The following is a 23639-nucleotide window of genomic DNA, read 5'->3' as shown; positions in this document are numbered from 1 at the left end:
GCTCTCTTTCTATGCCCGCTTTTTCCAATCTTTACCCCAACACAAATTTTACTCTAACCTGCAAGTCGGCACGGGACAAGTCATCGAAACGCAGGGAACGGAGCCGATTGCGTGAGATTTTCGGCGAACATGGACGATCTATCGGCGATTTCCGTTTGTATTCTGCCTGTGCAATCTTTATAATGAATTTAGCCTATACTTGCCTGAGGAGGAGTGGAGCCATGTCTACGCAACTCCAGACTGAACTGGGTCATGTCCATGTGTCGGATCATGTGTTGTCGGTGATCGCGGGCTCAGCAGCCATGGAATGCTACGGTCTGGTCGGCATGGCGTCGCGCAAGCAGTTCAAGGATGGCATTGCCGAACTTCTGGGCAGGGAAAATTTATCGCGCGGTGTCGAAATCCGTCGGGAAGGCGAGGCGACGCATGTCGATCTGTACATCGTCGTCAGCTACGGCACGAGAATTTCGGAAGTCGCGCACAACGTTCAGTCGCGCGTGAAATATGTATTGAATGAAGTCACCGGTCTGAAAGTGGATTATGTGAACATCATTGTGCAAGGCGTAAGGGTATCGCAGTAGGAGGGAATCGGGTGAGCAAGCGGGTGCTTGACGGAAAGACATTCGCGGAAATGGTGTTTGCGGGCGCGGACGCGCTGGAGCGAAACATGCAGCAAATCAACGCGCTGAACGTCTTTCCCGTGCCGGACGGCGATACGGGAACCAATATGAATCTTACGATGCGTTCGGGTGTGCAGGAACTGAGGAGCCGCCCGTCGCTTTCTTTAGGAACAGCAGCAGAAGCGCTTTCACGGGGGCTTCTCATGGGAGCCAGAGGCAACTCCGGCGTCATTCTGTCGCAACTGTTCCGCGGGTTCGCCCGCGGAGCGGCCGGCCATGACGAGCTGAACGCTGTGCAGTTCGCCGGGGCGCTGCAGCAGGGGGTCGACACCGCCTACAAGTCGGTGGTGAAGCCGGTCGAGGGAACGATTCTCACGGTCGCGCGGGAATCTGCCCGGCACGCGGTGTCGATCGCCCGCCGCACGCCCGATATTGCGGCGCTGATGCGCGAGGTGCTGGCGAAGGCGAAGGAGACGCTGCTCAAGACGCCGGACATGCTCCCCATTCTGAAGCAGGTCGGGGTTGTCGATTCCGGCGGTCAGGGACTCGTCCATCTGTACGAGGGCTTCGCGGCGTACCTGTCCGGCGAAGCAACGGTTGAAGCCGTCGAGATGCCCGCCGCGGCCGAAGTCTTCGCGCCGGCCGCCGCGGCGCCTCCGGCGCGCCGTGCGGAATCCGCGCCGGCGCAGAGCCGGGTGGCGACGGAATCGATCGAATTTCCGTATGACATGGAGTTTTTCATCCGGCGTCCCGAACGGATGCCGGCCGGCATGCGTTTCGATCGGGAATGGTTCACCCGCGCGCTGGAGAAGGACGGGGATTCGGTCATCATCATCGAAGACGGCGACATCATCAAGGTGCACGTCCATTCGCGCAAGCCGGGCGATGTGCTCAACCTCGCGCTGCCTTACGGCGAATTGATCGACATCCGCATCCTGAACATGCGCGAACAGCACCGCGAACTGCTGGATCAGGAGGAGCCCGCCGGCGGCGGGCCGGAACTGGCGGCGCCCGAAGTGCTGACGGGCGGCGCTCCGGTGCAGGGCGTGTCGCCCGAGCAGGTGCACGAGTTCGCGCCGTACGGCATCATCGCCGTCGCGATGGGCGGCGGCATCGCCGACATCTTCCTCCGGCATGAAGCCGATATCGTGCTGTCGGGCGGGCAGACGATGAATCCGAGCACGGAAGATTTCCTGCAGGCGATCGAATCGCTCAGCGCGGAGCGGATCTATCTGCTGCCGAACAACGGCAACGTCATCCTGACCGCGCAGCAGGCGGCGGAAATGAGCGGCCGCTCCGTCACCGTCATTCCGACGCGCTCGATTCCGCAAGGGCTGGCCGCGCTGCTTGCGTTCAATGAAGCGGAGACGGCCGAGCGGAACGAGGAGCGGATGCGCGGAGCCGCCGAGTCGGTCCGTTCCGGCGAAGTAACGCTTGCCGTGCGGGATTCCACGATCGGCGGGCTGACGATCCGGGAAGGCGACTATATCGGCATCATGGACAAGGAGATCGTCGCGGCTTCCGGCAGCCTGCAGGAGACTTGCCGCACGCTGCTTTCGAAGATGCTGGAAGACGGCGGCGAGCTGGTCACGGTGCTGACCGGAGAAGGGACGAATGACGCGGAGACCGCGGCGCTGTCCGACTGGCTGCAGGACGCGTATCCGGATGCCGAACTGGAAATTTTCGAGGGCGGTCAGCCGCTGTATCCCTATTTGATTGCGGTGGAGTAATCGAACGATCATTCGCGAAAGACGGGAGGCATCAAGCATGTGTGCGGTGAAAATCATCGTGGACAGCACATCGGACATTCCCGCGGAAGAGTGTCAGCGGCTGGGCATCGAGATGATTCCGCTCAAGGTGCATTTCGGGGAAGAGACCTATCTCGACGGGGTGACGATCGGTCCAGGCAATTTCTATGACATGCTGGAAGCGTCCCCGGTCATGCCGACGACGTCGCAGCCATCGCCGAACGATTTTCTCGAATTGTACAAGCGCATCTTGGACAAGGATCCGGAGGCGCAGATCATCTCGTTCCATCTCAGTTCGGAATTCAGCGGCACGTACCAGTCGGCCGTCATCGCCAAATCGATGCTGGAAGGCGAACACGACATCACGGTGATCGACTCGCGGTCCGCTTCCCACGGGTTCGGCGCGGCCGCGCTGCTCGCCGCGGAGATGGCCATGGAAGGCGCTTCGAAGGAGCAGATTGTGGAGGCGGCCCATCGGATGCTCAAGGGGATGCGCATCTATTTCCTCGTCGACACGCTTGAATATTTGCAGCGGGGCGGCCGGATCGGGAAAGCGGCCGCGCTGATCGGCGGTCTGCTCAACATCAAGCCGATTCTGACGATCCAGGACGGCGTGGTTGCGCCGGTCGAGAAGACGCGGGGCACCAAGAAGGCCATGAACCGCATCATCGAAATGCTGGAAGAAGAATTCGGCCGTTCGCCCGTCCATGTCGGCATCGGCTGGAGCAAGTACGACGAGCAGGCGAAAGAGCTGCTGGCGCGGATGCAGGAGAAGTTCGACGTCCGGAGCGTCCGCCATGTGCTCATCGGCAGCGTCATCGGCGCGCATGTCGGACCCGGAACGTCAGCCGTCTTCATGTACAAGGCGTGAACGTGATGAATATCAGGCTGGACCAGATCCCGGTACGGCAGATCAAAGGCGTGAGCGCCCGGAAAGAAGAGGAGCTTCACGCCTTTGGCATCCGTACGGCGGCGGATCTACTGGAATATTTCCCGTTCCGCTACGAGGATTACCGGGTGCGGGAGCTGGAAGAAGTCGGAGATGGAGAGAAGGCGACCATACAGGGCAAAATCGCGGCCCCGCCGGTCGTGCAGCGCTACGGCGGCAAAACCCGCATGTCCTGCCGCGTGGCGGCGGGCCGGATGCTCATTACGGCTGTCTGGTTCAACCGGCATTTCCTGAAGGATCAGCTGACGCCCGGGCGGGACATTACGCTGACGGGCAAATGGGACCGGCACCGGCGCCAGCTCACGGTGGCCGAGTCGGAGTTTCCCGACCGCGGGGCGTCGAAGACCGGCACGCTGCAGCCGGTCTATTCGGTCGGAGGCGGCATCACGCAAAGCTGGATGCGCAAGACGATCGCGCAGGCGCTGCAGCAGTTCGGCCATCTCGTGCCGGAAGTGCTGCCGCACGAGCTGATCCAGCGGCACGGGCTGATGCCGCGCAGGGAAGCGGTGATGCGGATCCACGCGCCGGGCAGCGCGGAAGAAGGCCAGGCCGCGCGCAGGCGGATGGCGTATGAGGAACTGTTCCTGTTCCAGCTCAAGCTGCAGGCTTACCGCGCGCATACGCGCCGCAAGCGGAACGGCATCGCGCATACGGCGGACAACGCGGCGATCCGCGAGTTCGCGGCGGGACTGCCGTTCGAGCTGACCGACGGGCAGAAGAAAGCGGTGAACGAGATTCTGCACGACATGCGCCAGCCGTATTGCATGAACCGGCTGCTGCAGGGTGACGTCGGCTCCGGCAAGACGGTCATCGCGGCTATCGCGCTCTATGCCGCCGTGAAGAGCGGGCATCAGGGGGCGCTGATGGCGCCGACCGAGATATTGGCCGAGCAGCATCTGCGCACGCTGGAGAAGCTGTTCAAGCCGCATGGCATCCAGGTGGCGCTGCTGACCGGCAGCCTGACCGAGCGGCAGCGGCGGGACGTGATCGCCGGGCTGCAGATGGGCATGATCGACGTCGTCGTCGGCACCCATGCGCTCATTCAGGAAGATGTCCATTTCCGCAGCCTCAGCCTGGTCGTGACGGACGAGCAGCACCGTTTCGGCGTCGGCCAGCGCAGCATTCTGCGCCGCAAGGGAATCCATCCGGACGTGCTGACGATGACGGCGACGCCGATTCCCCGGACGCTGGCGATTACGGCGTTCGGCGACATGGACGTCTCAACGCTGCGCGAGCGTCCGAAAGGGCGGGTGCCGATCAAGACGTACTGGGTCCGGCATGACATGCTGGACCGCGTGCTCGGCTTCATCCGGCGGGAAGTGGCGGCGGGGCGGCAGGCTTACATCATCTGCCCGCTGATCGAGGAATCGGACAAGCTGGACGTGCAGAACGTCATCGATCTGCATCAGCAGATGCAGCAGGCTTTCCCGGATCTCAAGGTCGGGCTGTTGCACGGCCGGCTGACCGCGGCGGAGAAAGACGCGGTCATGCGCGAGTTCGCGTCCGGCGAAGCGCATGTGCTCGTTGCGACGACCGTCGTTGAGGTCGGCGTCGACGTGCCGAACGCGACGCTGATGGTCGTCATGGACGCGGACCGGTTCGGCCTGTCGCAGCTGCATCAGCTCCGGGGGCGCGTCGGACGCGGGTCGCACGCGTCCTATTGCGTGCTGATCGCCGATCCGAAATCGGAGACGGGCCTCGAGCGGATGCGGATCATGACGGAGACTGACGACGGATTCGAAGTGTCGCGGCGCGACCTGGAGCTCAGGGGACCGGGCGATTTCTTCGGCACGAAGCAGAGCGGCCTGCCGGATTTCAAGGTGGCGGATCTGTCGTCCGACTACGCGCTGCTGGAGACGGCGCGGGACGATGCGGCGGAATTTGTGTCGCGGGAGGCCTTCTGGCACGATCCCGCCTGCGCGCGGCTGCGCGAGATGTTGATGCGGGATCCGGTCTTTCAGGGCGAACAGCTCGATTGAATTATTTTCGGCCGAAATTTGCGGCGGATGACAACTGCGCGGTGCGGACGTCATATCCTGAAATGACGGCCCCGGCCCGGCCGGACCGTCAATGCGATGGAGGTGCCGCGCGTGGGTTATCAGCAGTACGGCATTCGGCCCGAGTTGGTCGAGCGCGTCAAACGGAAGATGAAAAATCCGGCAACCAAGGAGCGGATGAAGGCGCTGCTTAACGGCGTGACCAAGTACGACCTTCAGGATCGGGCGAAGGTGCGCCGTCTTGTGCGCTCGGCGGCCGCCATCCTGAACGAGCCGCTCACGTCCGACCTGGAAGAGCGGATCATCGCATTCGTGATCGCGCAGCGGATTGATCCGAACAACACGCTGCATCTGCTCCGGCTGTGGAGCATGTTCCGTTAGGGCGCTGCGGGTCAAGCGGGTCAGACAGCGAAAAAACTTCCTCTGTTCCGGGATTCGTCACACGGATCCGCGGATGGAGGAAGTTTTTTCTTTAAATAGTAAGCCGTCCGTTCTCAGGATTTGGCGAGCGGCTCGATCAGGGACGGATCGTCCGCCTTGACGCTGCCGACCGCTTTTCCGACCGGGTACGCTTCGAGTTCGGACGCCGGATACGGCGTGTACAAATGACGCAGCGCTTCGGGATCGCGCACGCTGCGGTCCAGCCAGAGCGCCTCGTCTTCCGGACGCAGGATGACCGGCATCCGGTTATGAATGGGCGCCATCAGTTCGTTCGGTTCCGTCGTCAGGATCGTCACCGTGCTGATGCGCCGCCCGTCCGGCGCGGTCCATGTCTCGTACAGGCCGGCCATGCTGAAGATGCCGCCGCCCCGCAGCACGATGCGAAGCGGCTGCCGGCTGCCGTCCGGCTCCGTCCGCCATTCGTAGAAGCCGTCCGCCGGCACGAGGCAGCGCTTCGTCCTGAGCGGCCCGCGGAAGGCAGGCTTGTCCGCGGCCGTCTCCGCGCGGGCGTTCAGCAGGCGGCTGCCGATTTTCTCATCCTTCGCCCAAGACGGGATGAGTCCCCACCTCAGTTCCCCAAGCCGGTTCGTCCGGCCGTCGCTGATGACGGCGGGCACCATCTGACCGGGCGCCACGTTGTATTTCGGCCGGTGGTACGGAATGTTCGTCACGCCGATCATGTACCGCACCATCAGCTCTTCCAGCGTCACCGTGATCGTGTAGCGGCCGCACATGCGCGATTCTCCTTTGCGTTCTTCTCTTGAGGCCATTATAGCGTCTTGCGGCGTGCCGCCGCCACTGCCTGCGCATGCGCGCCCGCTGAACCTTACAGAAAAATACTGTTGATACACAAACATAAGTTCGTGTATTTTGAATATGATAAGAACATACGTTCTTGTCTCAGGGGAGGACGGGGCGATGGCGCGGAAACAGCGGGTGATCATGCTGGCGGACTGCCAGTCGTTCTATGCCAGCGTCGAGAAGGCGAAACATCCCGAGTACGAGGGGAAGCCGCTTGTTGTGGCGGGAGATCCCGAGCGCCGTTCGGGCATCGTGCTCGCCGCCTGCCCGCTCGCGAAGGCGCGCGGCGTCACCACCGCCGAACGGCTCGGTGAAGCGCTGGGCAAGTGCCCCGACTTGATCGTGGCGAAGCCGCGCATGCAGGAATACATTGAGTATTCCCTGCTCATCACGCGCATCTACGAGTCGTTCACGGACATGGTCGAACCGTACAGCATCGACGAGCAGTTCCTCGATCTGACCGGATCGGCCCGCCTGTTCGGCGGACCCGAGGAGGCGGCCCGCCGGATCCAGAAGCAGGTGCTGGAGCAGACCGGCGTCTACGTCCGGTTCGGCATCAGCACGAACAAGGTGCTGGCGAAGATGGCGTGCGACAACTACGCGAAGAAGCATCCGACCGGCATTTTCCGGCTCGATCCGGATCGTCTCGAGCAGACGCTGTGGCAGCTGCCGGTCGGCAAAATGTTCATGATCGGCTCGCGCATGACGGCGCACCTGAACCGGATGGGCATCGAGACGATCGGCGACCTGGCGCGGGCGCCGCTTTCCCGGCTGCGGGCGCGCTGGGGGATCAACGGCGAGATGATCTGGCGCATCGCGCGCGGGTGCGACGATTCGCCGGTGACGCCGGACACCCACATCGGGCAGAAAGGCATCGGCCACCAGATGACGCTGCCGCGCGATTACGAGACGCGGGAAGAACTGCGGGTCGTGCTGCTCGAGCTGTGCGAGCTCGTCTGCCGGCGCATGCGGGCCAAGGGGAAAATGGGCCGGACGCTGGCCGTCGGCTGCCAGGGCGCCGACTTCGACCGGCCGAGCGGTTTTTTCCGGCAGATGACGCTGCCGTATCCGACCCAGGCGACAAACGACGCCTACCGGTTCGCGTGCGAACTGTTGGACCGGCATTGGGACGGCTTGCCGGTGCGGAAGGTCGGCGTCGCGATGACCGGTCTGCAGGACGACCGGGAATATCAGCTGCTGCTGTTCGACCACCGGGAGAAATACCGCGCCCTCGAACGGGCGACAGACCGGATCAAGGACAAGTACGGCGACGATTCGATCATGCGCGCCGTCTCGCTCACCGAGGCCGGGCAGGCGAAGGACCGGGCGCGCAAGATCGGCGGCCATTACAAATGACGCCGGAGCGGCATGCGCAGGGCGGCGGAGCACGGTCGGCGGCCTCGCGCAGACGGCGGTCCGGAAAGTTCGGGCCGGCTCCCGGGAGCGGAAAGGCGACAGGAGCGGGTCGGAAGACAACTGCGAGCAAGGCGGCAAGTGCGGGTCAGACGTCGGCTAATCATCAACAGAGGATCAGACATCGAAGAGAGGATGGCGGACAGCAATGGCAAAACCGCGCGTGAACAAATTAACATCCGGGTACAATCTGCTCTGGGAATCGAGCCGGATGATGCTGCCCGAACACAAGGAGCGTATCAATGGCCACCGGGAGTCGCTGAACCGCAAAGAGCGCCCCGTGCTTGACGAACAGGAGATGGAGGAGCTGGCGCTTCGGATCGGCGAATCGCTCGAGACGGGCCGGCCGGTCACGCTGAAGCTGTACGGCGAGTATGCGGACCGGGAGGTGACGGGCGTCGTGACGAAGGTCGATCCGCAGGCCGGACGGATCCGGCTGCGCACGGCGCTGGGGGACATGTGGGCGAAGATGCGGGATGTGATCGGCGCGGAATAAAAAAATCCTCATTTATCCTCCATAGTTTGTCTATACCGCTTAGCACCAAATCCCATAGACTGTAGCATCTCAGGCAAGCAGGGGGTGAATGGGATGGGAGTTTTCCTCGATCAACGCAGCTCAATGAACTCCAACACGGTCGGTGCTCCGAACGTACCGCTGAGCGCTACGCCGACGCTGTTCGGCATCATCGGGCTTCAGACGCAGAACGCGCCGAACACGATTATCGCGCTGGACGGCATGGTCGGCATCAGCGGCGACATCGGCGACACGTTCACGGTTGACATCGTCCGCGGCTCGACGTTCAACCCCGCCAATGTCATCTTCACGTTGACCGGGACGGTGAGCGTAACGGGCACGACGGAAGTGCACTCCTTTACGGCACAGGATCTGCTGGCGCCGCCGGCTGCGGAGACGGTCTACACGGCCTTTATCTCGGGCACGACGACGGCCGTGCGGAACGGCCCGGAAGTGTTCCGGGGCATCGCCTCGACCGCCTGAGTGCGCCGCCCTGCGCAAGAACCCCGGTTTTCGGGAAGAACCCCGGCTCCCGGGGTTCTTGTTCATATTGCCAAGCGCAAAAGGACGCCCGATTCAGTTCGGGCGTCCTTTTGTGATGATATGGAGCGCTTTGCCGAAGTCGAGCGCGACTTTGCCGGTCTGTTCGGCGGTGCGCTGAGCCAGCACGACGGCGTTGACGCCGCAGGAGAACAGCGCGATGTCGTACAGGTTGCGGTTGTCGGAAAGAAATTTGAGCGCCTGTTCCATCTGGGAATAGTCGGAGAACGGATAGGTCAGCGTGACGCGGATGCCCCGGAAACGGTTCTCGATGACCCGCTTCGCCGCGTCGGCATGGTGCGTCACGACCGCGATCCGCTTGCCGGCAAGCGTCTTCCAGAACATCGGATCCGTCGCCAGCATCCGGTTCACGCAGGCGTGGCAGACCGCTTTCGGCACGATGCGGAAATGTCGGAATACGCGATCCGTCAACTTGCGCTTCAGGTAGTCCGGCGCGTGGATCGTCCGGTCGCCGAAGGGCAGAATGCCAACGATGTCGGCTTTGCGGATCGACTCGGCGACGGCGTCGCGCAAGGGCAGGTTCGGCAGCCGCAGCCCTTTCTTGCCTTCGTTTGCTTTCACGGCCCACGGCTCTTTCAGCACGGCGTCGATCGGCCAGACGGTCTGCTGGGCGAGCACGAGATTCTCGCCGTCCCCTACGCGGACGAGCGACAGCGGCGATTTCGTCTTGAGCGCATGCGCAATGCGCTGCAGCACCTGCGCTTGCGTCAGCTGCGTTCGATCCACGATGTATCATTCCTCCCGAAGGACAGAGATGGTGCGGGATTCATTTTTCAGTATATGTCCGGCTTGCCGAGGGGCATGGATGTCCGCCGCCGACTGCGGCCTGCGGCCGGATTTGGACGAATGGACGAGATCAATCAACCATGCGGCCGGCGCCTTGCATTCATACATTGAACGAGGAACAAGCAAGGAGGTTGAACATGGCCAGGCGAGTCGTCATCGAGATCAATTTCAACAACTACGGCATCGTCCCGGATCGGCTCAAGCCGGCATGGATCCGCAACCGGATCGCCATCTTCCGGCGATATACCCTCCGCTGTCTGCAGCGCCAGACGAACCCCGACTTTCTCGCGCTGCTGAAAGTTGCGGAAGAATCCGAGCCGCTGCTGAACGGACCGCTGCGCAAAGACTGGGAGGACTTCCCCCCGCACGTGCGGTTCGGCTCGGAGCGGACCTGCGTCGAAGCGATACGCGCGTTCACATCCGGTTATGACGAATTGTTCGTGGCGCGGCTCGATTCCGACGATCTGTACCGCAGAACGTTCGTGCAGCTGCTCATGGACTGGAAGCCGAAGCCGGGCACCGTCGCCCTGATCAATCAGAACGGCTACATGTGGGACACGATCGAGAACGTGATGGCCGAGGTGTACCATTTTTCGCCGCAGTTCTATACGTACATCTACAAGACGAAGGACTATCTGGACGGTTACCGCGTGAAGCTCCCCGGCAAAGGCCACGGCTTTGTCATCAAGCTGCCCCACGAGCTGCTGCCGGGGCGGAACTACGTGAACGTCGTGCACGGCGCCAACGCGTCGAGGAAAAAAGTGCCGGCAAAGGGCAGGCTGAGCGAACAGCAGATGAAAGCCGTGCTGAGCGAATTCATGTAAGCCGCCCGCCGGCTGAGAAGGGAGACGAGGGCATGTACAGCGGCAGCACCATCCTGGTGACGGGCGGGACGGGGTCCTGGGGACGCCATCTCGTCCATACGTTGCTTCACAAATACGACCCGCGGGAAGTTCGGGTGTTCTCCCGCGGCGAGCATCGGCAAGTCGAGATGGAACGGGAGATCGGCTCTGACGGGCGCGTCAGGTTCATCATCGGCGATGTGCGGGATTACGACGCCGTTCATGACGCCTGCCGCGGCGTCGATATTGTCTTCCATCTCGCGGCGCTGAAGCATGTGCCGATCTGCGAACGGCAGCCCGACGAGGCGTTCCGGACGAACGTGCTCGGAACCGAGAACGTCATCCGGGCTGCCATTGCGCAGCGGGTCCGGAAGGTTGTGGACGTATCGACGGACAAAGCGGTCGACCCGGTGAACGTGTACGGCATGACGAAGGCGATCGCCGAGAAGCTGACGCTCAGGGCGAACAAGCTGACCGACGCAACGCGGTTCGTCTGCATCCGCGGCGGCAATGTGCTTGGCACGAACGGCAGCGTCGTGCCGTTCTTCCTGGAGCGGATACGCCGCGGCGAGGATCTGCCGATTACGCACCCGGAGATGACGCGTTACTTCATGACGCTGCCCGAAGCGATCGGCCTGCTGCTGCGCGCGGCGGAGGCGGCGCTGGGCGGCGAGACGTTCGTCATCCGCATGCCGGCCTGCCGCATCCGCGATCTGGCGGAGGTGATGATCGAGCGGTCGGGCGCGGATGTGAGGATACGGGAAATCGGCATCCGGGAGGGCGAGAAGCTGCACGAGACGCTCGTGTCCGCGCGCGAAGCGCTGCATGCGCGGCATTACGACGACGAAGTGCTCGTCATTCTGCCGCCGTCCCCCGAACCCGAACTTGCGCGCAAATATGCCGCCTACCGGCCGGCGAAGCCGCAGCCGTACCGCTCGGACGACGAACTGCTGGACAAGGCGGGCATCGCCGGACTGCTGGATGCCGGCGGGTTCTGAGGCGGCATGGGGACTGGCTACGCCATCAAGGCGGAGAGGAGGCGCGATATGGATACTCATGATCGGCCCGCTGCGGCCGTGGTCGGACTCGGCTATGTCGGGCTTCCGATGGCCGTGGCGCTGGCGAAGGCCGGATACCGGGTGTACGGACTGGATGTCGACGAGGAGAAAATCAACCGGCTGAACGCGGGCAAGTCGACGGTGATCGGTATCGACGACGAGACGATCCGCTCCGTCCAAGGCGAATTCACCGCCGGCGGCGACTACGCTGCCGTTTCACGTGCCCAGACGATTGTGATCTGCGTGCCGACGCCGCTGACGGCGGAGCGCGAGCCGGATCTGACGTTCATCCGCTCGGCGGTCGCCGCCATGCTGCCGCATCTGAAGCGGGGAACGCTGGTCGTGCTCGAGAGCACGACGTACCCGGGCACGACGGATGAGCTCATCCGCCGCGTCGTCGAAGAGGCGCGCGGCTGGCGGGTCGGCGAAGATTTCCATCTCTGCTACTCGCCCGAGCGGATCGACCCGGGCAACCGCGTCTATCGGCTGGACAATTCGCCGAAGATCGTCGGCGGCGCGACGCCGGCCTGCCTCGAAGCGGGCGTGAAGTTCTACCGCTCGATCGTGCAGCAGGTCGTGCCCGTCAGCTCGACGGCGGCGGCCGAAGCCGCCAAGCTGTTCGAGAACACGTTCCGCAATGTCAATATTGCGCTCGTGAACGAATTTGCGCTGCTCTGCGAACGGCTCGGCATCAGCGTATGGGAAGTGGTGCGGGCGGCGGCGACGAAGCCGTTCGGCTTCCTGCCGTTCTGGCCGGGTCCGGGGATCGGCGGCCACTGCATACCGGTCGACCCGATCTACCTGAACTGGACGGCGAAGCGATACGGCCGGCCGATGAAGCTGATCGAGCTGGCGGACGAGGTGAACCGGCGGATGCCGCGGCACGTCGTCGAGCGGGTGACGGAGCTGCTGAACCGGGAAGGGAAGCCGATGCGCGGCGCGCGCATCGCGCTGATCGGCATCGCGTACAAACCGGATGTCGACGACGTGCGGGAATCGCCCGCCCTGGACATTCTGGACGAACTGGCCGCCCGGCAGGCGGACGTCGTCTGCTGCGATCCGCTCGTGCCGTCGTTCCGCCATCGCGGACGGACGTTCCGGACGGTGAGCCTTACGCCCGAACTGCTGGCCGGCCTCGATCTGGCGGTTATCCTGACCCGGCATGCTTCGGTCGACGTTCGCCTGATCGCGGAGCATGCGCCGCTCGTGCTGGATACGAGGAATGCGCTCGACGGCTTCGAGAGCGGACATATCGCCCGGCTGGGAGAGCCGTCTCTCGGGCTGCCCGCCGCGCAGGGGTGAGATCCATGGTCAATGAAGATCAAGTCAACCAGCGGTACTACGGTAAGTCGGGCTCCAGCGCGTCGCACGAAGCGACGCGCGCCCGCATTCATTGGATGTGCAGGCATGCCAGACGCAACAGGGTGCTGGATGTCGGCTGCAGCCAGGGCATCGCCTCGATTCTTCTTGGCCGCGAAGGGTATGAGGTGCTCGGCATCGATCTGGAAGACGAGGCGATCCGCTATGCGCGGGCGGAGCTGGCGAAGGAGCCCGCCATCGTCCGGTCGAACGTCCGCTTCATGACGGCGGATGCGACAAAGCCGCACGACTGGGGCCCGTTCGACACGGTGCTGCTCGGCGAAGTGCTCGAACATTTCACCCAGCCGGAGCGGGTGCTGGCCAATGTCTCGGGCTGGCTGGCGGACGGCGGCGTCTGCATCATCACCGTGCCGTTCGGCCTGCACGCGTTCCATGATCACAAGCAGACGTTCTACGCGGGACGGCTCGCGGAACTGACCGACCCGTATTTCGACGAGCTTACGATGGAAGTGCATCACCGCTACCTCTGCTATGCCGGCCGCAAGCGGTCGCTCAGGTTCCGCAGACCGGACAACGCCGACCGCTTGAAGCGTCTGATCCGGCTGGACGAGGAACATTTCCTCGCCTACGAGCGGCAGTATCAGCAGGGGGGAAAATGAGAGGCATGATCCAGAGCCAGAACGCGCGCATTCAGGCGCTGGAGGAGCAGTTGAAACAGAAGGACGGCCGGATCGAAGGGCTCATCCGCCAGCTGAGGGACCTGCAGCGGCAGCTCGCGGAAGCGCGGAAGAAACGGTCCGAACCCGGGAAAGGAGGGAGGACGTGACGACGATCAGTCTGTGCATGATCGTCCGCGACGAGGAAGCGGTGCTCGGCCGGTGTCTCGCATCGGTCGCTCCGGTCGTCGACGAGCTTGTCATCGTCGATACCGGTTCGACGGACCGCACGAAGGAGGTGGCGGCCTCCTTTGGCGCGCGCGTCTGCGATTTCGAGTGGGTGGACGATTTCGCGGCGGCGCGCAACTTCGCGTTCGACCAGGCGTCATGCGAGTTCATCATGTGGATGGATGCGGACGACGTGCTGCCCGACGGGGAGCGGGAAAAATTCGCGGCGTTCAAGGCGCAGATTCCGGATCACGCCGACGCCGTGCTCATGCCGTACTGGCTGGCGTTCGACGCGGCGGGAAGGCCGACGGTCGCGACGCGCCGCTGCCGGCTCGTCCGGCGGGGCCGGGGCTATCGCTGGCACGGACGGGTGCACGAGTATCTGGACATCTCAGGCGCCCATGCCATCGCTGTCGATATCGGCATCGCGCATTATCGCACCACCCGGGACCATTCGGACCGGAATCTGCGCATCTACGAGCGGATCGCGGCCGAAACCGGCGGTCTCAAGGGGCGCGATCTCTATTATTACGCGAACGAGCTGGCGGACGCCGGACGTTTCGGGGAGGCGGCGGAAGCCTATCGGGCGTACCTGGCTGAGCCGGCCGGCTACCGGGAAGACAAGGTGACGGCCGCGCTCAGGCTGTCCGACTGCTGCCGGCGTCTGGGCGATCCGGCCGGCCGGATCGACGCGCTGCTCCGCTCGTTCCTGTTCGACGCGCCCCACGCGGAAGTGTGCTGCGCGCTCGGCGGATGGTTCGAGGAAGCGGGGGACTGGCGGACGGCCGCCTATTGGTACGAGCGGGCGCTGGACGCGCCGCTCGCCGAAGGCTGGCTCGGCGTCGTCAACAACGCCTGCCGCACGTGGCTGCCGCATGCGCGGCTCACCATCTGCTACGGGCAGCTCGGCCGCTGGGCGGATGCGGCAAGACACAACGAAGCCGCGCTCGGGTGGCTGCCGGACGATGAAGGGCTGAAGGCCAACCGGCGCATTCTGGAGGAAAAGCTGCGGGAAGGCGCCTGATACTCCGCCCGCACTTGCGCATTCGCGCCCGTCTGCTATAATGAGCGTGACGACAACCGAACAGAAGCCCCGGGGAGCTGGGACAGCCGGCTGAGAGGGTATCCGGACGCGATACCGACCCTGTAACCTGATCTGGATAATGCCAGCGTAGGGAAACGTCAAGCAGCGCGCCGCATGCGTCAGACCGCATGCCGAGCCGCTACGCTCATGCGCACCGAATCGAAGGCGCCTTCCGGTCAGGGGGGCGCCTGTCGTCTGTTGTCGCGACAACAGATGCAAGGACGGGAGAGGACCGGAATGCGAAGGAAAAGGAGAAAAAGCTGGGGTCTGCTCGCACTCGCGCTGCTGCTTGTTCTGGCCGGCTGCGGCGGGGGAAGCGGCAATGACGGAGGAAACGGCGGAAACACCGAAAACGGCGGTAACGCCGCCAATGCGGGCGGAGCCGCGGACGGATCGGACAAGCCGCTCCAGAAGGTGCGGGTCGTGCTCGACTGGTCGCCGAACACGAACCATACGGGGCTGTATGTTGCGCGGGACAAAGGATTTTTCGCCGAGCAGGGACTTGATGTCGAGATCATCCAGCCCGGCGAAGCGGGCGCCGATCAGATGGTCGCCTCCGGCGATGTCGAATTCGGCGTCAGCTATCAGGAAGCGGTCACCCTCGCGCGGACGAACGGCGTGCCGATCGTGTCGATCGCGGCCGTCATCCAGCACAACACGTCCGGCTTCGCTTCGCCGGCGGACAAGAACATCAAGACGCCGAAAGATTTCGAAGGCAAGAAATACGGCGGCTGGGGTTCGCCCGTGGAGGAAGCGGTCATCGACTCGATCATGCAGGAAGACGGCGGCGACGTAAGCAGGGTGGAGTTCGTCAACGTCGGCGACACCGATTTCTTCACGGCGGTGAAGCGGGACGTCGATTTCTTCTGGATTTTCTACGGCTGGACCGGCATCGAGGCGGAGCTCCGCGGCGAGGAGCTGAACATGGTCTACCTGACCGATTACAGCGAAAAGCTCGACTACTACACGCCGGTGCTTGCCACGAGCGAGAAGCTGATCGGGGAAAAGCCGGATCTGGTGAAGGCATTCGTCGCCGGCGCGGCCGCGGGGTACAAGTTCGCGATCGACAATCCGGAGGAAGCGGCCGACGTGCTGATCGCAGCCGAGCCCGACCTGAACGCTGAGCTCGTCAAGGCGAGCCAGAAATGGCTCAGCCCGAAGTATCAGGACGATGCGCCGCGCTGGGGCGAGCAGAAGCTGGAAGTGTGGAAAAACTACGCCGAATGGATGGCCGAGCACGGCGTGATGGAAGGCGAGTTCGATCCGGAAGCGGCGTTCACGAACGAATTCCTGCCGGAGTAAGCCGGCGCTGAGCTTCCGAAACAAAAGATGAAAGCGGGGAATCCGGCATGGCCGACGCACTCTTGAGCATTCAGATTCTGCCCCACACGCCCGGCGGGGAGAGCGTCATCCCTTACGTGGACCGGGCCATCGACGTAATCAAGGCGTCCGGGCTGCCCTACCGGGTCGGGCCGCTCGAGACGACGATCGAGGGCGACCTGGACCGGCTGCTTCCGCTCGTGAAGGCGATGAACGACGCGCTGATCGAGGCGGGGTGCCCGTCCATCATTTCACAGGTGAAGATTTACTACAATCCGACCGAAGGCGCCTCGATGGCGCGCCTGCTGGAGAAATATCCCGATGGGCAATAAATGGATGAGAGGATGGCCGCCGCTGGCGGTCATCGCATTATGCGCCGCCGCCTGGGAAGCGGCGGTCCGTCTGTTCGCGATTGAGCCGTACATTCTGCCGAGTCCGTCGGCGATCGTGCGCGAAGCGATGCAGCCGAACGTCTGGCCGCGGCTTGAGATGCATACGCTGGCCACCGTCTGGCGGACGCTGACGGGCCTTGCGCTCGGTGTCCTCGCCGGCACGCTGCTTGCGGCGGTCATTCATCTTGTGCCCGGCGCCCGGCGGGCGGCGGCGCCGCTGCTCGTCCTGTCGCAGACCGTACCGTACATCGTGCTCGTGCCGCTGCTTCTCATCTGGCTCGGGTTCGGCGACGAGCCGAAGATTGTCCTCATCATGCTCGTCTGTTTCTTCCCCGTGACGGTCGCGATGCTGACCGGGCTGCGCGAGTGCGACCCGGCGCTGCGCGGCTATCTCGCGATGATCGGCGCGGACCGCTGGACGATTTTCGCGAAGCTCGAGCTGCCGAACGCGGTGCCTTATCTGTTCTCGGGCTTCCGCATCGCGGCCGCGTACAGCGTGACGACGACGGTCGCGGCGGAATGGTTCGGCGGGGGAAGCGGGCTCGGCTATTACATCAAGCTGTCCTACAGCGGTTTCCAGACGGGGCGCGTGTTCGCCGGCACCATCATCATCATCGCGTTCAGCATGCTGATGTTCGGTCTGGCCGCGCTTATCGAGCGGCTTGTCGTCCGCTGGAAGCCTGAGGCGGAGAGGAGGGGCGGCCATGGCGCCGGCGCTTGAGGTGCGCGATGTCGTGAAGCGGTACGGGGACAAGGAGGTGCTGGCCGGCGTCTCGCTGACGGTCGAAGACGGCGAGTTCGTCTCGCTGATCGGGCCGTCCGGGAGCGGCAAGAGCACGCTGCTCAAGGTAATCGGCGGGCTGGAGCCGGCGGAGCAGGGAGAGATCCGGATCGACGGGCGGCGCGCAGAAGGGCGGCGCGGACTCATTGCCTACATGCCGCAGCAGGCGTCGCTGTTGCCGTGGCGGACGGTCGCCGGCAACATCGAGCTCGCGCTCGGCATCGCCGGCGTACCGCGCGGAGAGGCGAAGCGCCTTGCGCGGGAGTGGCTGGGCCGGGTCGGCCTGGCGGACTATGCGGACGCCTGGCCGCACACGCTGTCCGGCGGCATGCAGCAGCGCGTCTCGTTCATCCGCGCGCTGCTCAGCCCGCAGAAGCTGATGTGCCTGGACGAGCCGTTCGGCGCGCTGGACGCGCTGACGCGGCAGCATATGCAGGAGTGGCTGCTGTCCATGTGGGAAGCGAACCGGCGCGCGGTGCTGCTCGTGACGCACAGCATCGAGGAGGCGCTGCTGCTGTCGGACCGGATCGTCGTTCTGTCGGCGCGGCCGGCGTCCGTGCTGCGCGAGCTCGCCGTGCCGTTCGGACGGCCGCGCAGCGCAAAGCTGTGGAAGACGCCGGAATTCGCCGAGCTCAGGGACGCGATCTACGATTTGCTGAAGCCGGCTGCGGCGGGCGGATCGGACGGAGCGTAAGCAAATCTGCAGATTGGAGCAGATGCGGGCAGGTTGATGCGGATCAGTGCCGGGGACGCGGGCCGTTTTTTCGGCGCGCAAGATGTGAAGGAGGCGGAAGCATGGCGAAGGTGCGGGAGGCGTTCGGCTGGATCGACGCCCATATTCATGTGGACAAGTACGAACCCGAGGAGCGGGAACGGCTGCTGGCCGAGGCGTATGCCGCGGGCGGCGAGGCGGTCGTGGGCGTGTCGATGAATCTGGAATCGAGCCGCGAGAACCGGGAGCTGGCGCTCCGGCATGCCGGCCGTTACATGCCGGCCTACGGCCACCATCCGGAAATTCCGCTGCCCGAGCCGGACGAGGAAAAGGCGTTGTTCGCCTGGATCCGCCGGCTTCACGAGGCGGGCGAACGCTTTGCGATCGGAGAAGTCGGCTTGCCGTACTACACGCGGACCGAAGCGGAATCGGCCGGCCGCCCGTTCGACGAAGGCCCCCACCTTGCGCTGCTCGGCCGGTTCGCGGCACTCGCGGCGGAGCTGGATCGGCCGATCGTGCTGCACGCCGTCTACGAGGATGCGGAGAAAGCTTGCGACATTCTGGAGCAGCATGGCGTGAAGCGGGCGCATTTTCACTGGTTCAAGGGTCCGGAGGCGGCGGTCCGCCGGATGATCGCGCACGGCTGGCATGTGTCCGTGACCCCGGACGTCGTGTACGAGCCGGAGATTCAGGCGCTGGTGCGCGCCTGGCCGCTGGAGCTGCTCATGGCGGAGACCGACGGGCCGTGGCAGCACGAAGGGCCGTTTGCCGGCCGGCCGACGACTCCCGCGCTGGTGCGGGAAGTGATCCGCGCCGTCGCGGAGCTGAAAGGACTGGGTACGGAGGAGACGGCTGCCGCGATGCTCGCGGTCACGAAGCGGTTTTACGGTATTTGACGTGATTGGAGACGGTGAGCGCGCCGGAATGGGCCGTCACTTCATGAACAGGCGCACGAGGTACATGACGGCCGACAGCACGACGCTGATAAGGATGCAGGTGACGATCGGGAAATAGAACCGGACGTTCTCCTTCTCGATCGCAATGTCGCCGGGCAGCCGGCCGAGCGGAATCGATTTGCCGACGAGCATCCAGATCAGCCCGACGAGGAACAGCACGGCGCCGGCGGCCATCAGCAGTTTGGGCATGGATGGCATCGTTTTTTTCCCTCCCGACGCAGATGATTCTATCCGCTATCAGCATAACGGATGCCCGGAGCGGTTGCAATTCCGCGGGATCTCGCCGGATCGCGGAAGGGGAATCTTCGACGGATCGTTCTGCAACAAATTGTAACGCAATTGTTATCCATCCGTAACCTTCGATTCCACAGGGCGACAACTTCCGCACATGCGCCTATTTATAATGAAGGAGCAGGAAATCCATGGAATAATAGATGGAGGGATTGCGATGGGCGAACAAGAACCGGCAAAGATCGACCTCGAGCTCGAAGACGCCGCGGAAGAGGCGGCGGAAGCCGAACAAGCCGCTGCCGAAGCTGAGCAGGCCGCTGCGGAAGCCGAACAGGCTGCGGCGGAGGAAGCGGGCGACTCCGGGGAAGCGGAAGAAGAGGAGGGCGACGGCGCGGAAGAGGCGTCCGCCGACGGCGATGACGCCGGCGACTCCGGCGAATCTGGATCCGAATAAGAAAGCGCTTAAATTACATTGCAGCCGAGTCCATCAATCCCGAACCCCGCGGCATTTGGGCCGCGGGGTTTTGTCGTGCTTGGCGAAGCCGGTCAGGGCGGGCTCGTGAAACACAAAACGTGTGAAAAGCAAAAAAAGCGGGGCTCCCTCACGAGAGCCCCAGCATGGGAGAGGAGAAACCGGACGAAGAGCTTATGGGGAAACGTAAGTCTTCTCCGCGGTTTTCGCGGCATCTCTCGACGCCGCTGTCTACATGATGTCCCGTACGGGGCAAAATATACATGCCGGACAAAAATTTTTTTCGCGCGGCGCAAATCCCCGTCGTTCCCGTTTCCCTTGCGCGGGAGTGATTTTGTGGTACGATTAGGACAGACTGCGGACTTTCGGGGGGCGTAAGACGTGAGGGTCATTGCGGGCACGGCGAAGGGAACGCCGCTCAGGGCGGTACCCGGCATGAACACGCGCCCGACGACAGACAAGGTGAAAGAAGCGATCTTCAGCATGATCGGCCCGTATTTCGACGGCGGAGCCGCGCTGGACCTGTTCGCCGGAACCGGCGGACTCGGCATCGAGGCGCTGAGCCGCGGCGCGGACCGGGCCGTCTTCATCGACGCGGACCGGCAGGCCGTCGCCGTCATCCGCCGCAATGCCGAGGCGGCGCGCATGGCGGAGCGGTCCGAAATCTACTGCAACACGGCGGAGCGGGCGCTGCGCATACTCGCCAAGCGCGGGGCGGTGTTCCGCTACGTTTTTCTTGATCCGCCGTACCGGATGAAGAGCGCCGGCGAGCTGATGGCCGAGATGGAGGAGCGCGGGCTGCTCGAGGACGGCGCGATCGTCGTCGTCGAGCACGAGGCGGATCATCGCTATCCGGAAACCGTCGGCGGCTTGACGCTGCGCAAGCGGGCGACATACGGCGAGACCGCCGTCTCGATCTATCACTACACGAGGGCTGCGGATGCGGCCGAGGAGGAAAGCGATGAAGGATCATGAACCGACCCGGCGGACTGCCGTCTATCCCGGCAGTTTCGACCCGGTGACGCTCGGTCACATGGACATTATCCGGCGGGCGGCGAAGCAGTTCGACAAGCTGATCGTCGCGGTGCTGAACAACACGAGCAAAAATCCGCTGTTCTCGGTCGAGGAGCGCAAGGCGCTGCTGGAAGCGGCGACGTCGGATCTGCCGAATGTCGAGGTCGACAGTTTCCGCGATCTGCTCGTCCGCTACATGAAGACGCGGAACGCCGACGTCATCATCCGGGGCATCCGGTCGGTGTCGGATTTCGAGTACGAGCTGCAGCTGGCGTCGACCAACCATCAGCTCGACAGCAGCATCGAGACAATTTTCATGATGACGAATCCGAAGTATTCGTACCTGAGTTCCAGCATTGTGAAGGAGATCGCGATGTTCCACGGGGATGTCGGCGATCTGGTGCCGCCCGAAGTGGAAGCGGCGCTGAGGACGAAGTTCGCGTCCGCAGCACCGCCGTCGGACAAGCCGAGCTCCGGCTGAGGGCGGACAGGAAGGCCAGGCCGTCAGCGGCCTGGCCTTCGCGCAGCCAGCAGCCGGGACGCCGCCAGCATCAGCAGCAGGGTGAGCGCGAGCACGGAGGCGCAGGCCGGGATCGCCCGCCAGAGCAGCGGCGCAAGGCGGGCCGCGCCGGACGGTTCGGCCAGCAGGCGGAAAGCGGCCGACGCATCGTCCGCGCCGAGTCCGGCCAGCCAGACGAGCGGTTTCCATGCCAGCGCGGCGGTCAGGAAGGCGAGCGCCGCATGCAGCAGCTTGGCCGCGGCCAGATGCAGGAACCGGAGGCCGGCCGAAGCGGCGATGCCGTGGGTGGCGAGCAGGCCGGTGATGCCGGTCCAGCTCAGGACGGCGGCGATTACCGCGGCGCCCGCCGGCGCGCCGAACCGCTCGATCATCCCGGCGGCCGCGAAAGCGCCGAGATGCGCTTCGTAGATGCCCGGGAACGCGGCGAATTCGAGCAGGTCCGGCAGCACCCGCTCGAGCAGGCGGATCATCACCGACCCGAGGATGACAAGCCCGCCGACGGCCATCAGCTGCTGCACGCATTGCGCGATCGATTCGCCCATCGCCTGGCCGAATCCGCGGCCGTCTCGCCGGCGCGCTTCGCGCATCGCGGCGGCGGCCCGGGCCAGGAGGTGCCGGCCGTCCTCCGGCGCGCTGCGGACGGCGGCCGAACCGGCCGCCCGATCGAGCCTTGCCAGCAGCCATCCCGCGGCCAGGGCGGACAGCCAGACGGAGACGGCGATGGCGGCGCCGAATTCGGGGCGCTTGAGGAAACCCGCCCCGACGACGATCAGCATCAGCATCGGATTGGGCATGTGGGACAGCGCCAGCAGGCGCTGGCATTCGCGGTCGGTCAGGGCGCCGTCCCGATGGAGCCGCGCCGCTGCGCCGGCTCCGGCGGGAAAGCCGCTCGACCAGCCGACCGCGGCCGCCCAGCCGGCGCTGCCCGGCAGACGGAAAACGCGCCGCATGACCGGCTCGAGCAGCACGCCGGCCGCATGGACGACCCCGAGCGCAAGGAGCAGTTCCGACAGCGCCAAGAACGGAAGCAAGCCGGGAAACACCAGGTTCCACCAGATGGACAGCCCCTGCAACGCGGCCTGGAACGAATCGCCGGGATAGCGGACGATCAGCAGGGCAAGCGCCAGCAGGGCGGCGCCGAGCGCGGCGGATCGGTACATGCGTCCATCCTCCTTCGCGGATGCGGGTGTGCAGCCATACGGCAAAATGACGAGATTAGTTCAATGTACGCGGACAGGCAGGCGAATAGACCATGCGGAGAGGGGGAGCGGTGATGCCGGGGTCGGACGCATCGGGCGCGGCGAAGGCGGCGCTGCGATGGGGAATTGCCGCGGCGGCGGCCGTGCTGCTGTTCGCGGTGCCGGTGCCTTACGTGCTGTACGAGCCGGGCGTGGTCGTGCCCGTCGACGGGCTGGTGACGGTGGACAAAACGAACCGCCAAGACCCGCGCCTCAAGCCGGATCAACCGGACCTGCGCGCTCCATCGCACGGGGACGTTCAAGGCGAATGGCTGTTGACGACGGTGTATCTGGAGCCGCGCGCCACGTTATGGTCGGTTGTAAAGTCCGCATGGCAGGCGGACCGGGAAGCCTACACGAAGAAGTCGGTGTTTCAGGGCGGCAGCGCGGAGGAATACAAGGCGCGGATGGACGTGCTGATGGCGGAATCGCAAAGCAAAGCGGCGGAGGCGGCCTTCAGGCTGGCCGGCGTGCGGTATGAATCGGAGCCGGTCGGGGTGTACGTTGCGCGGGGGGCCGGACCGCTCAAAGCCGGCGACCGGATCGCGGCCGTGGACGGCGCCGATGTGGACGGGCTGGCCGCACTGACGGATGCGCTGCGAAGCCGCGCAGGCCGCGAAGCGGAACTGACCGTGCAGCGCGGCGGCACCGAGACAGCCGTGCGGCTGGCCGTGGACGGCGCCGATGCGGAGACGCCGGCGGACATGCTCGGCGGCGCGGAGCTGACCGAAATCATCGCCGTCCGGCCGGCGGATCCCGCCGTAAGCGTCACGATCGATGCCGGCCAATTCGGCGGGCCGTCCGCGGGCCTCGTGCTTGCGCTCCATATCTATGAGCGGCTGACCGGGGAATCCCTGACGGGCGGGCGGCGCATTGCCGCCACCGGCACGATCGGGCCGTCGGGCGAAATCGGCGCGGTCGGCGGCATCAAGTTGAAGGCGATTGCCGCCTCGCGCGCCGGCGCCGACCTGTTCCTCGTGCCGGA

27 protein-coding genes and 1 riboswitch are annotated in these 23639 nt (G+C 64.5%); of the genes, 23 read left to right on the top strand and 4 right to left on the bottom strand.

Annotated elements, in window-relative coordinates; genetic code table 11:
• The first annotated feature begins 221 nt into the window (after positions 1 to 221).
• The 5 genes from KJQ12_RS02225 to KJQ12_RS02205 all read left to right on the top strand — a co-directional run bounded on the left by KJQ12_RS02225 (position 222) and on the right by KJQ12_RS02205 (position 5695).
• Positions 222 to 581: an Asp23/Gls24 family envelope stress response protein gene (locus KJQ12_RS02225; RefSeq protein ID WP_015255038.1), complete on the top strand. Its 360-nt coding sequence runs from the start codon at positions 222 to 224 to the stop codon at positions 579 to 581.
• An 11-nt stretch (positions 582 to 592) separates the two neighbouring features.
• Entirely contained in the window at positions 593 to 2350 is a 1758-nt protein-coding gene (locus KJQ12_RS02220; protein WP_213483294.1) for a DAK2 domain-containing protein, read from the top strand.
• Between the two features lie 37 nt (positions 2351 to 2387).
• On the top strand, positions 2388 to 3239 hold the full coding sequence (locus KJQ12_RS02215) for a DegV family protein (RefSeq protein ID WP_015255036.1): 852 nt from the start codon (positions 2388 to 2390) through the stop codon (positions 3237 to 3239).
• 5 nt (positions 3240 to 3244) lie between these two features.
• The gene (gene recG, locus KJQ12_RS02210) at positions 3245 to 5296 is read left to right on the top strand and encodes an ATP-dependent DNA helicase RecG (protein WP_213483293.1); all 2052 of its coding nucleotides are present in this window, start codon (positions 3245 to 3247) and stop codon (positions 5294 to 5296) included.
• A gap of 111 nt (positions 5297 to 5407) precedes the next feature.
• On the top strand, positions 5408 to 5695 hold the full coding sequence (locus KJQ12_RS02205) for a stage VI sporulation protein F (protein ID WP_213483292.1): 288 nt from the start codon (positions 5408 to 5410) through the stop codon (positions 5693 to 5695).
• 113 nt (positions 5696 to 5808) lie between these two features.
• Here the strand turns inward: KJQ12_RS02205 and KJQ12_RS02200 are convergent, their stop codons facing one another.
• Positions 5809 to 6489 carry an SOS response-associated peptidase gene (locus KJQ12_RS02200; RefSeq protein ID WP_015255033.1) on the bottom strand — a complete coding sequence of 227 codons (681 nt, stop codon included), beginning with the start codon at positions 6487 to 6489 and terminating at the stop codon, positions 5809 to 5811.
• 184 nt (positions 6490 to 6673) lie between these two features.
• Here KJQ12_RS02200 and KJQ12_RS02195 point away from each other — a divergent pair, with 184 nt between their 5' ends.
• The 3 genes from KJQ12_RS02195 (at position 6674) to KJQ12_RS02185 (ending at position 8966) form a co-directional block, all read left to right on the top strand.
• Positions 6674 to 7912, top strand: a complete 1239-nt coding sequence (locus KJQ12_RS02195) for a DNA polymerase IV (RefSeq protein ID WP_213483291.1) — start codon at positions 6674 to 6676, stop codon at positions 7910 to 7912.
• Positions 7913 to 8117: 205 nt separating this feature from the next.
• Positions 8118 to 8465, top strand: coding sequence for a YolD-like family protein (locus KJQ12_RS02190; RefSeq protein ID WP_213483290.1), 348 nt, complete (start codon positions 8118 to 8120; stop codon positions 8463 to 8465).
• Between the two features lie 93 nt (positions 8466 to 8558).
• On the top strand, positions 8559 to 8966 hold the full coding sequence (locus KJQ12_RS02185) for a hypothetical protein (protein WP_015255030.1): 408 nt from the start codon (positions 8559 to 8561) through the stop codon (positions 8964 to 8966).
• A 93-nt stretch (positions 8967 to 9059) separates the two neighbouring features.
• Here the strand turns inward: KJQ12_RS02185 and KJQ12_RS02180 are convergent, their stop codons facing one another.
• Positions 9060 to 9770, bottom strand: a complete 711-nt coding sequence (locus tag KJQ12_RS02180) for a GT-D fold domain-containing glycosyltransferase (protein WP_213483289.1) — start codon at positions 9768 to 9770, stop codon at positions 9060 to 9062.
• A gap of 197 nt (positions 9771 to 9967) precedes the next feature.
• Between KJQ12_RS02180 and KJQ12_RS02175 the strand changes: the two genes are divergently transcribed.
• From KJQ12_RS02175 to KJQ12_RS02125, 11 genes are all read left to right on the top strand, one after another.
• Positions 9968 to 10654 carry a glycosyltransferase gene (locus KJQ12_RS02175; RefSeq protein ID WP_213483288.1) on the top strand — a complete coding sequence of 229 codons (687 nt, stop codon included), beginning with the start codon at positions 9968 to 9970 and terminating at the stop codon, positions 10652 to 10654.
• A gap of 32 nt (positions 10655 to 10686) precedes the next feature.
• Positions 10687 to 11670, top strand: a complete 984-nt coding sequence (locus tag KJQ12_RS02170; RefSeq protein ID WP_213483287.1) for an SDR family NAD(P)-dependent oxidoreductase — start codon at positions 10687 to 10689, stop codon at positions 11668 to 11670.
• 48 nt (positions 11671 to 11718) lie between these two features.
• The gene (locus tag KJQ12_RS02165; RefSeq protein ID WP_213483286.1) at positions 11719 to 13032 is read left to right on the top strand and encodes a nucleotide sugar dehydrogenase; all 1314 of its coding nucleotides are present in this window, start codon (positions 11719 to 11721) and stop codon (positions 13030 to 13032) included.
• A 5-nt stretch (positions 13033 to 13037) separates the two neighbouring features.
• Positions 13038 to 13709, top strand: a complete 672-nt coding sequence (locus KJQ12_RS02160; protein WP_213483285.1) for a class I SAM-dependent methyltransferase — start codon at positions 13038 to 13040, stop codon at positions 13707 to 13709.
• Positions 13706 to 13876, top strand: coding sequence for a hypothetical protein (locus KJQ12_RS02155; RefSeq protein ID WP_213483284.1), 171 nt, complete (start codon positions 13706 to 13708; stop codon positions 13874 to 13876). The genes KJQ12_RS02160 and KJQ12_RS02155 overlap by 4 nt, the downstream gene beginning before the upstream one ends.
• Entirely contained in the window at positions 13873 to 14958 is a 1086-nt protein-coding gene (locus tag KJQ12_RS02150) for a glycosyltransferase family 2 protein (RefSeq protein ID WP_015255024.1), read from the top strand. The genes KJQ12_RS02155 and KJQ12_RS02150 overlap by 4 nt, the downstream gene beginning before the upstream one ends.
• Positions 14959 to 15019: 61 nt before the next feature.
• A riboswitch (TPP riboswitch) is annotated at positions 15020 to 15129 on the top strand.
• A 126-nt stretch (positions 15130 to 15255) separates the two neighbouring features.
• Positions 15256 to 16320, top strand: a complete 1065-nt coding sequence (locus tag KJQ12_RS02145; RefSeq protein ID WP_213483283.1) for an ABC transporter substrate-binding protein — start codon at positions 15256 to 15258, stop codon at positions 16318 to 16320.
• A 47-nt stretch (positions 16321 to 16367) separates the two neighbouring features.
• On the top strand, positions 16368 to 16670 hold the full coding sequence (locus KJQ12_RS02140) for a thiamine-binding protein (protein WP_015255022.1): 303 nt from the start codon (positions 16368 to 16370) through the stop codon (positions 16668 to 16670).
• Positions 16660 to 17451, top strand: a complete 792-nt coding sequence (locus KJQ12_RS02135; RefSeq protein ID WP_213483282.1) for an ABC transporter permease — start codon at positions 16660 to 16662, stop codon at positions 17449 to 17451. Before KJQ12_RS02140 ends, KJQ12_RS02135 begins: the two co-directional genes overlap by 11 nt.
• Complete coding sequence (locus tag KJQ12_RS02130) at positions 17435 to 18205, top strand: ABC transporter ATP-binding protein (protein ID WP_213483281.1); 771 nt, start codon at positions 17435 to 17437, stop codon at positions 18203 to 18205. The genes KJQ12_RS02135 and KJQ12_RS02130 overlap by 17 nt, the downstream gene beginning before the upstream one ends.
• Positions 18206 to 18306: 101 nt before the next feature.
• Positions 18307 to 19119, top strand: coding sequence for a TatD family hydrolase (locus tag KJQ12_RS02125; RefSeq protein WP_213483280.1), 813 nt, complete (start codon positions 18307 to 18309; stop codon positions 19117 to 19119).
• Positions 19120 to 19155: 36 nt separating this feature from the next.
• Here the strand turns inward: KJQ12_RS02125 and KJQ12_RS02120 are convergent, their stop codons facing one another.
• Positions 19156 to 19377: a DUF2905 domain-containing protein gene (locus tag KJQ12_RS02120; protein ID WP_015255018.1), complete on the bottom strand. Its 222-nt coding sequence runs from the start codon at positions 19375 to 19377 to the stop codon at positions 19156 to 19158.
• Between the two features lie 250 nt (positions 19378 to 19627).
• On the opposite strand from KJQ12_RS02120, the gene KJQ12_RS02115 reads away from it, so the two are divergent.
• The 3 genes from KJQ12_RS02115 to coaD all read left to right on the top strand — a co-directional run bounded on the left by KJQ12_RS02115 (position 19628) and on the right by coaD (position 21377).
• The gene (locus tag KJQ12_RS02115; protein ID WP_213483279.1) at positions 19628 to 19864 is read left to right on the top strand and encodes a hypothetical protein; all 237 of its coding nucleotides are present in this window, start codon (positions 19628 to 19630) and stop codon (positions 19862 to 19864) included.
• Positions 19865 to 20263: 399 nt separating this feature from the next.
• Positions 20264 to 20857, top strand: a complete 594-nt coding sequence (rsmD, locus tag KJQ12_RS02110) for a 16S rRNA (guanine(966)-N(2))-methyltransferase RsmD (protein ID WP_015255015.1) — start codon at positions 20264 to 20266, stop codon at positions 20855 to 20857.
• Positions 20844 to 21377, top strand: a complete 534-nt coding sequence (gene coaD / locus KJQ12_RS02105) for a pantetheine-phosphate adenylyltransferase (protein WP_015255014.1) — start codon at positions 20844 to 20846, stop codon at positions 21375 to 21377. Before rsmD ends, coaD begins: the two co-directional genes overlap by 14 nt.
• A gap of 23 nt (positions 21378 to 21400) precedes the next feature.
• Here coaD and KJQ12_RS02100 read toward each other — a convergent pair whose 3' ends face one another.
• Positions 21401 to 22576, bottom strand: a complete 1176-nt coding sequence (locus KJQ12_RS02100; protein ID WP_213483278.1) for a nucleoside recognition domain-containing protein — start codon at positions 22574 to 22576, stop codon at positions 21401 to 21403.
• Between the two features lie 113 nt (positions 22577 to 22689).
• Between KJQ12_RS02100 and KJQ12_RS02095 the strand changes: the two genes are divergently transcribed.
• A partial coding sequence (locus KJQ12_RS02095) for a S16 family serine protease (protein WP_213483277.1) occupies positions 22690 to 23639 on the top strand: 950 nt, incomplete at its 3' end.

The sequence above is a fragment of the Thermobacillus xylanilyticus genome (genome assembly GCF_907165215.1).
Lineage (GTDB): Bacteria > Bacillota > Bacilli > Paenibacillales > Paenibacillaceae > Thermobacillus > Thermobacillus xylanilyticus.
The sequence above is the reverse complement of the archived record's forward strand: the minus strand, read 5'-3'. Positions and strand labels throughout refer to the sequence as shown.

Bases quoted from the DNA above. Each gene is read 5' to 3' on its own strand.
- KJQ12_RS02135 (WP_213483282.1), top strand. From the start codon at position 16,660: ATGGGCAATAAATGGATGAGAGGATGGCCGCCGCTGGCGGTCATCGCA.
- KJQ12_RS02120 (WP_015255018.1), bottom strand. From the start codon at position 19,377: ATGCCATCCATGCCCAAACTGCTGATGGCCGCCGGCGCCGTGCTGTTC.
- coaD (WP_015255014.1), top strand. From the start codon at position 20,844: ATGAAGGATCATGAACCGACCCGGCGGACTGCCGTCTATCCCGGCAGT.
- KJQ12_RS02170 (WP_213483287.1), top strand. From the start codon at position 10,687: ATGTACAGCGGCAGCACCATCCTGGTGACGGGCGGGACGGGGTCCTGG.
- KJQ12_RS02195 (WP_213483291.1), top strand. From the start codon at position 6,674: ATGGCGCGGAAACAGCGGGTGATCATGCTGGCGGACTGCCAGTCGTTC.
- KJQ12_RS02145 (WP_213483283.1), top strand. From the start codon at position 15,256: ATGCGAAGGAAAAGGAGAAAAAGCTGGGGTCTGCTCGCACTCGCGCTG.
- KJQ12_RS02165 (WP_213483286.1), top strand. From the start codon at position 11,719: ATGGATACTCATGATCGGCCCGCTGCGGCCGTGGTCGGACTCGGCTAT.
- KJQ12_RS02190 (WP_213483290.1), top strand. From the start codon at position 8,118: ATGGCAAAACCGCGCGTGAACAAATTAACATCCGGGTACAATCTGCTC.
- KJQ12_RS02160 (WP_213483285.1), top strand. From the start codon at position 13,038: ATGGTCAATGAAGATCAAGTCAACCAGCGGTACTACGGTAAGTCGGGC.
- KJQ12_RS02225 (WP_015255038.1), top strand. From the start codon at position 222: ATGTCTACGCAACTCCAGACTGAACTGGGTCATGTCCATGTGTCGGAT.
- KJQ12_RS02175 (WP_213483288.1), top strand. From the start codon at position 9,968: ATGGCCAGGCGAGTCGTCATCGAGATCAATTTCAACAACTACGGCATC.
- KJQ12_RS02130 (WP_213483281.1), top strand. From the start codon at position 17,435: ATGGCGCCGGCGCTTGAGGTGCGCGATGTCGTGAAGCGGTACGGGGAC.
- KJQ12_RS02125 (WP_213483280.1), top strand. From the start codon at position 18,307: ATGGCGAAGGTGCGGGAGGCGTTCGGCTGGATCGACGCCCATATTCAT.
- KJQ12_RS02140 (WP_015255022.1), top strand. From the start codon at position 16,368: ATGGCCGACGCACTCTTGAGCATTCAGATTCTGCCCCACACGCCCGGC.
- KJQ12_RS02200 (WP_015255033.1), bottom strand. From the start codon at position 6,489: ATGTGCGGCCGCTACACGATCACGGTGACGCTGGAAGAGCTGATGGTG.
- KJQ12_RS02115 (WP_213483279.1), top strand. From the start codon at position 19,628: ATGGGCGAACAAGAACCGGCAAAGATCGACCTCGAGCTCGAAGACGCC.
- recG (WP_213483293.1), top strand. From the start codon at position 3,245: ATGAATATCAGGCTGGACCAGATCCCGGTACGGCAGATCAAAGGCGTG.
- KJQ12_RS02185 (WP_015255030.1), top strand. From the start codon at position 8,559: ATGGGAGTTTTCCTCGATCAACGCAGCTCAATGAACTCCAACACGGTC.
- KJQ12_RS02215 (WP_015255036.1), top strand. From the start codon at position 2,388: ATGTGTGCGGTGAAAATCATCGTGGACAGCACATCGGACATTCCCGCG.
- KJQ12_RS02155 (WP_213483284.1), top strand. From the start codon at position 13,706: ATGAGAGGCATGATCCAGAGCCAGAACGCGCGCATTCAGGCGCTGGAG.
- KJQ12_RS02100 (WP_213483278.1), bottom strand. From the start codon at position 22,576: ATGTACCGATCCGCCGCGCTCGGCGCCGCCCTGCTGGCGCTTGCCCTG.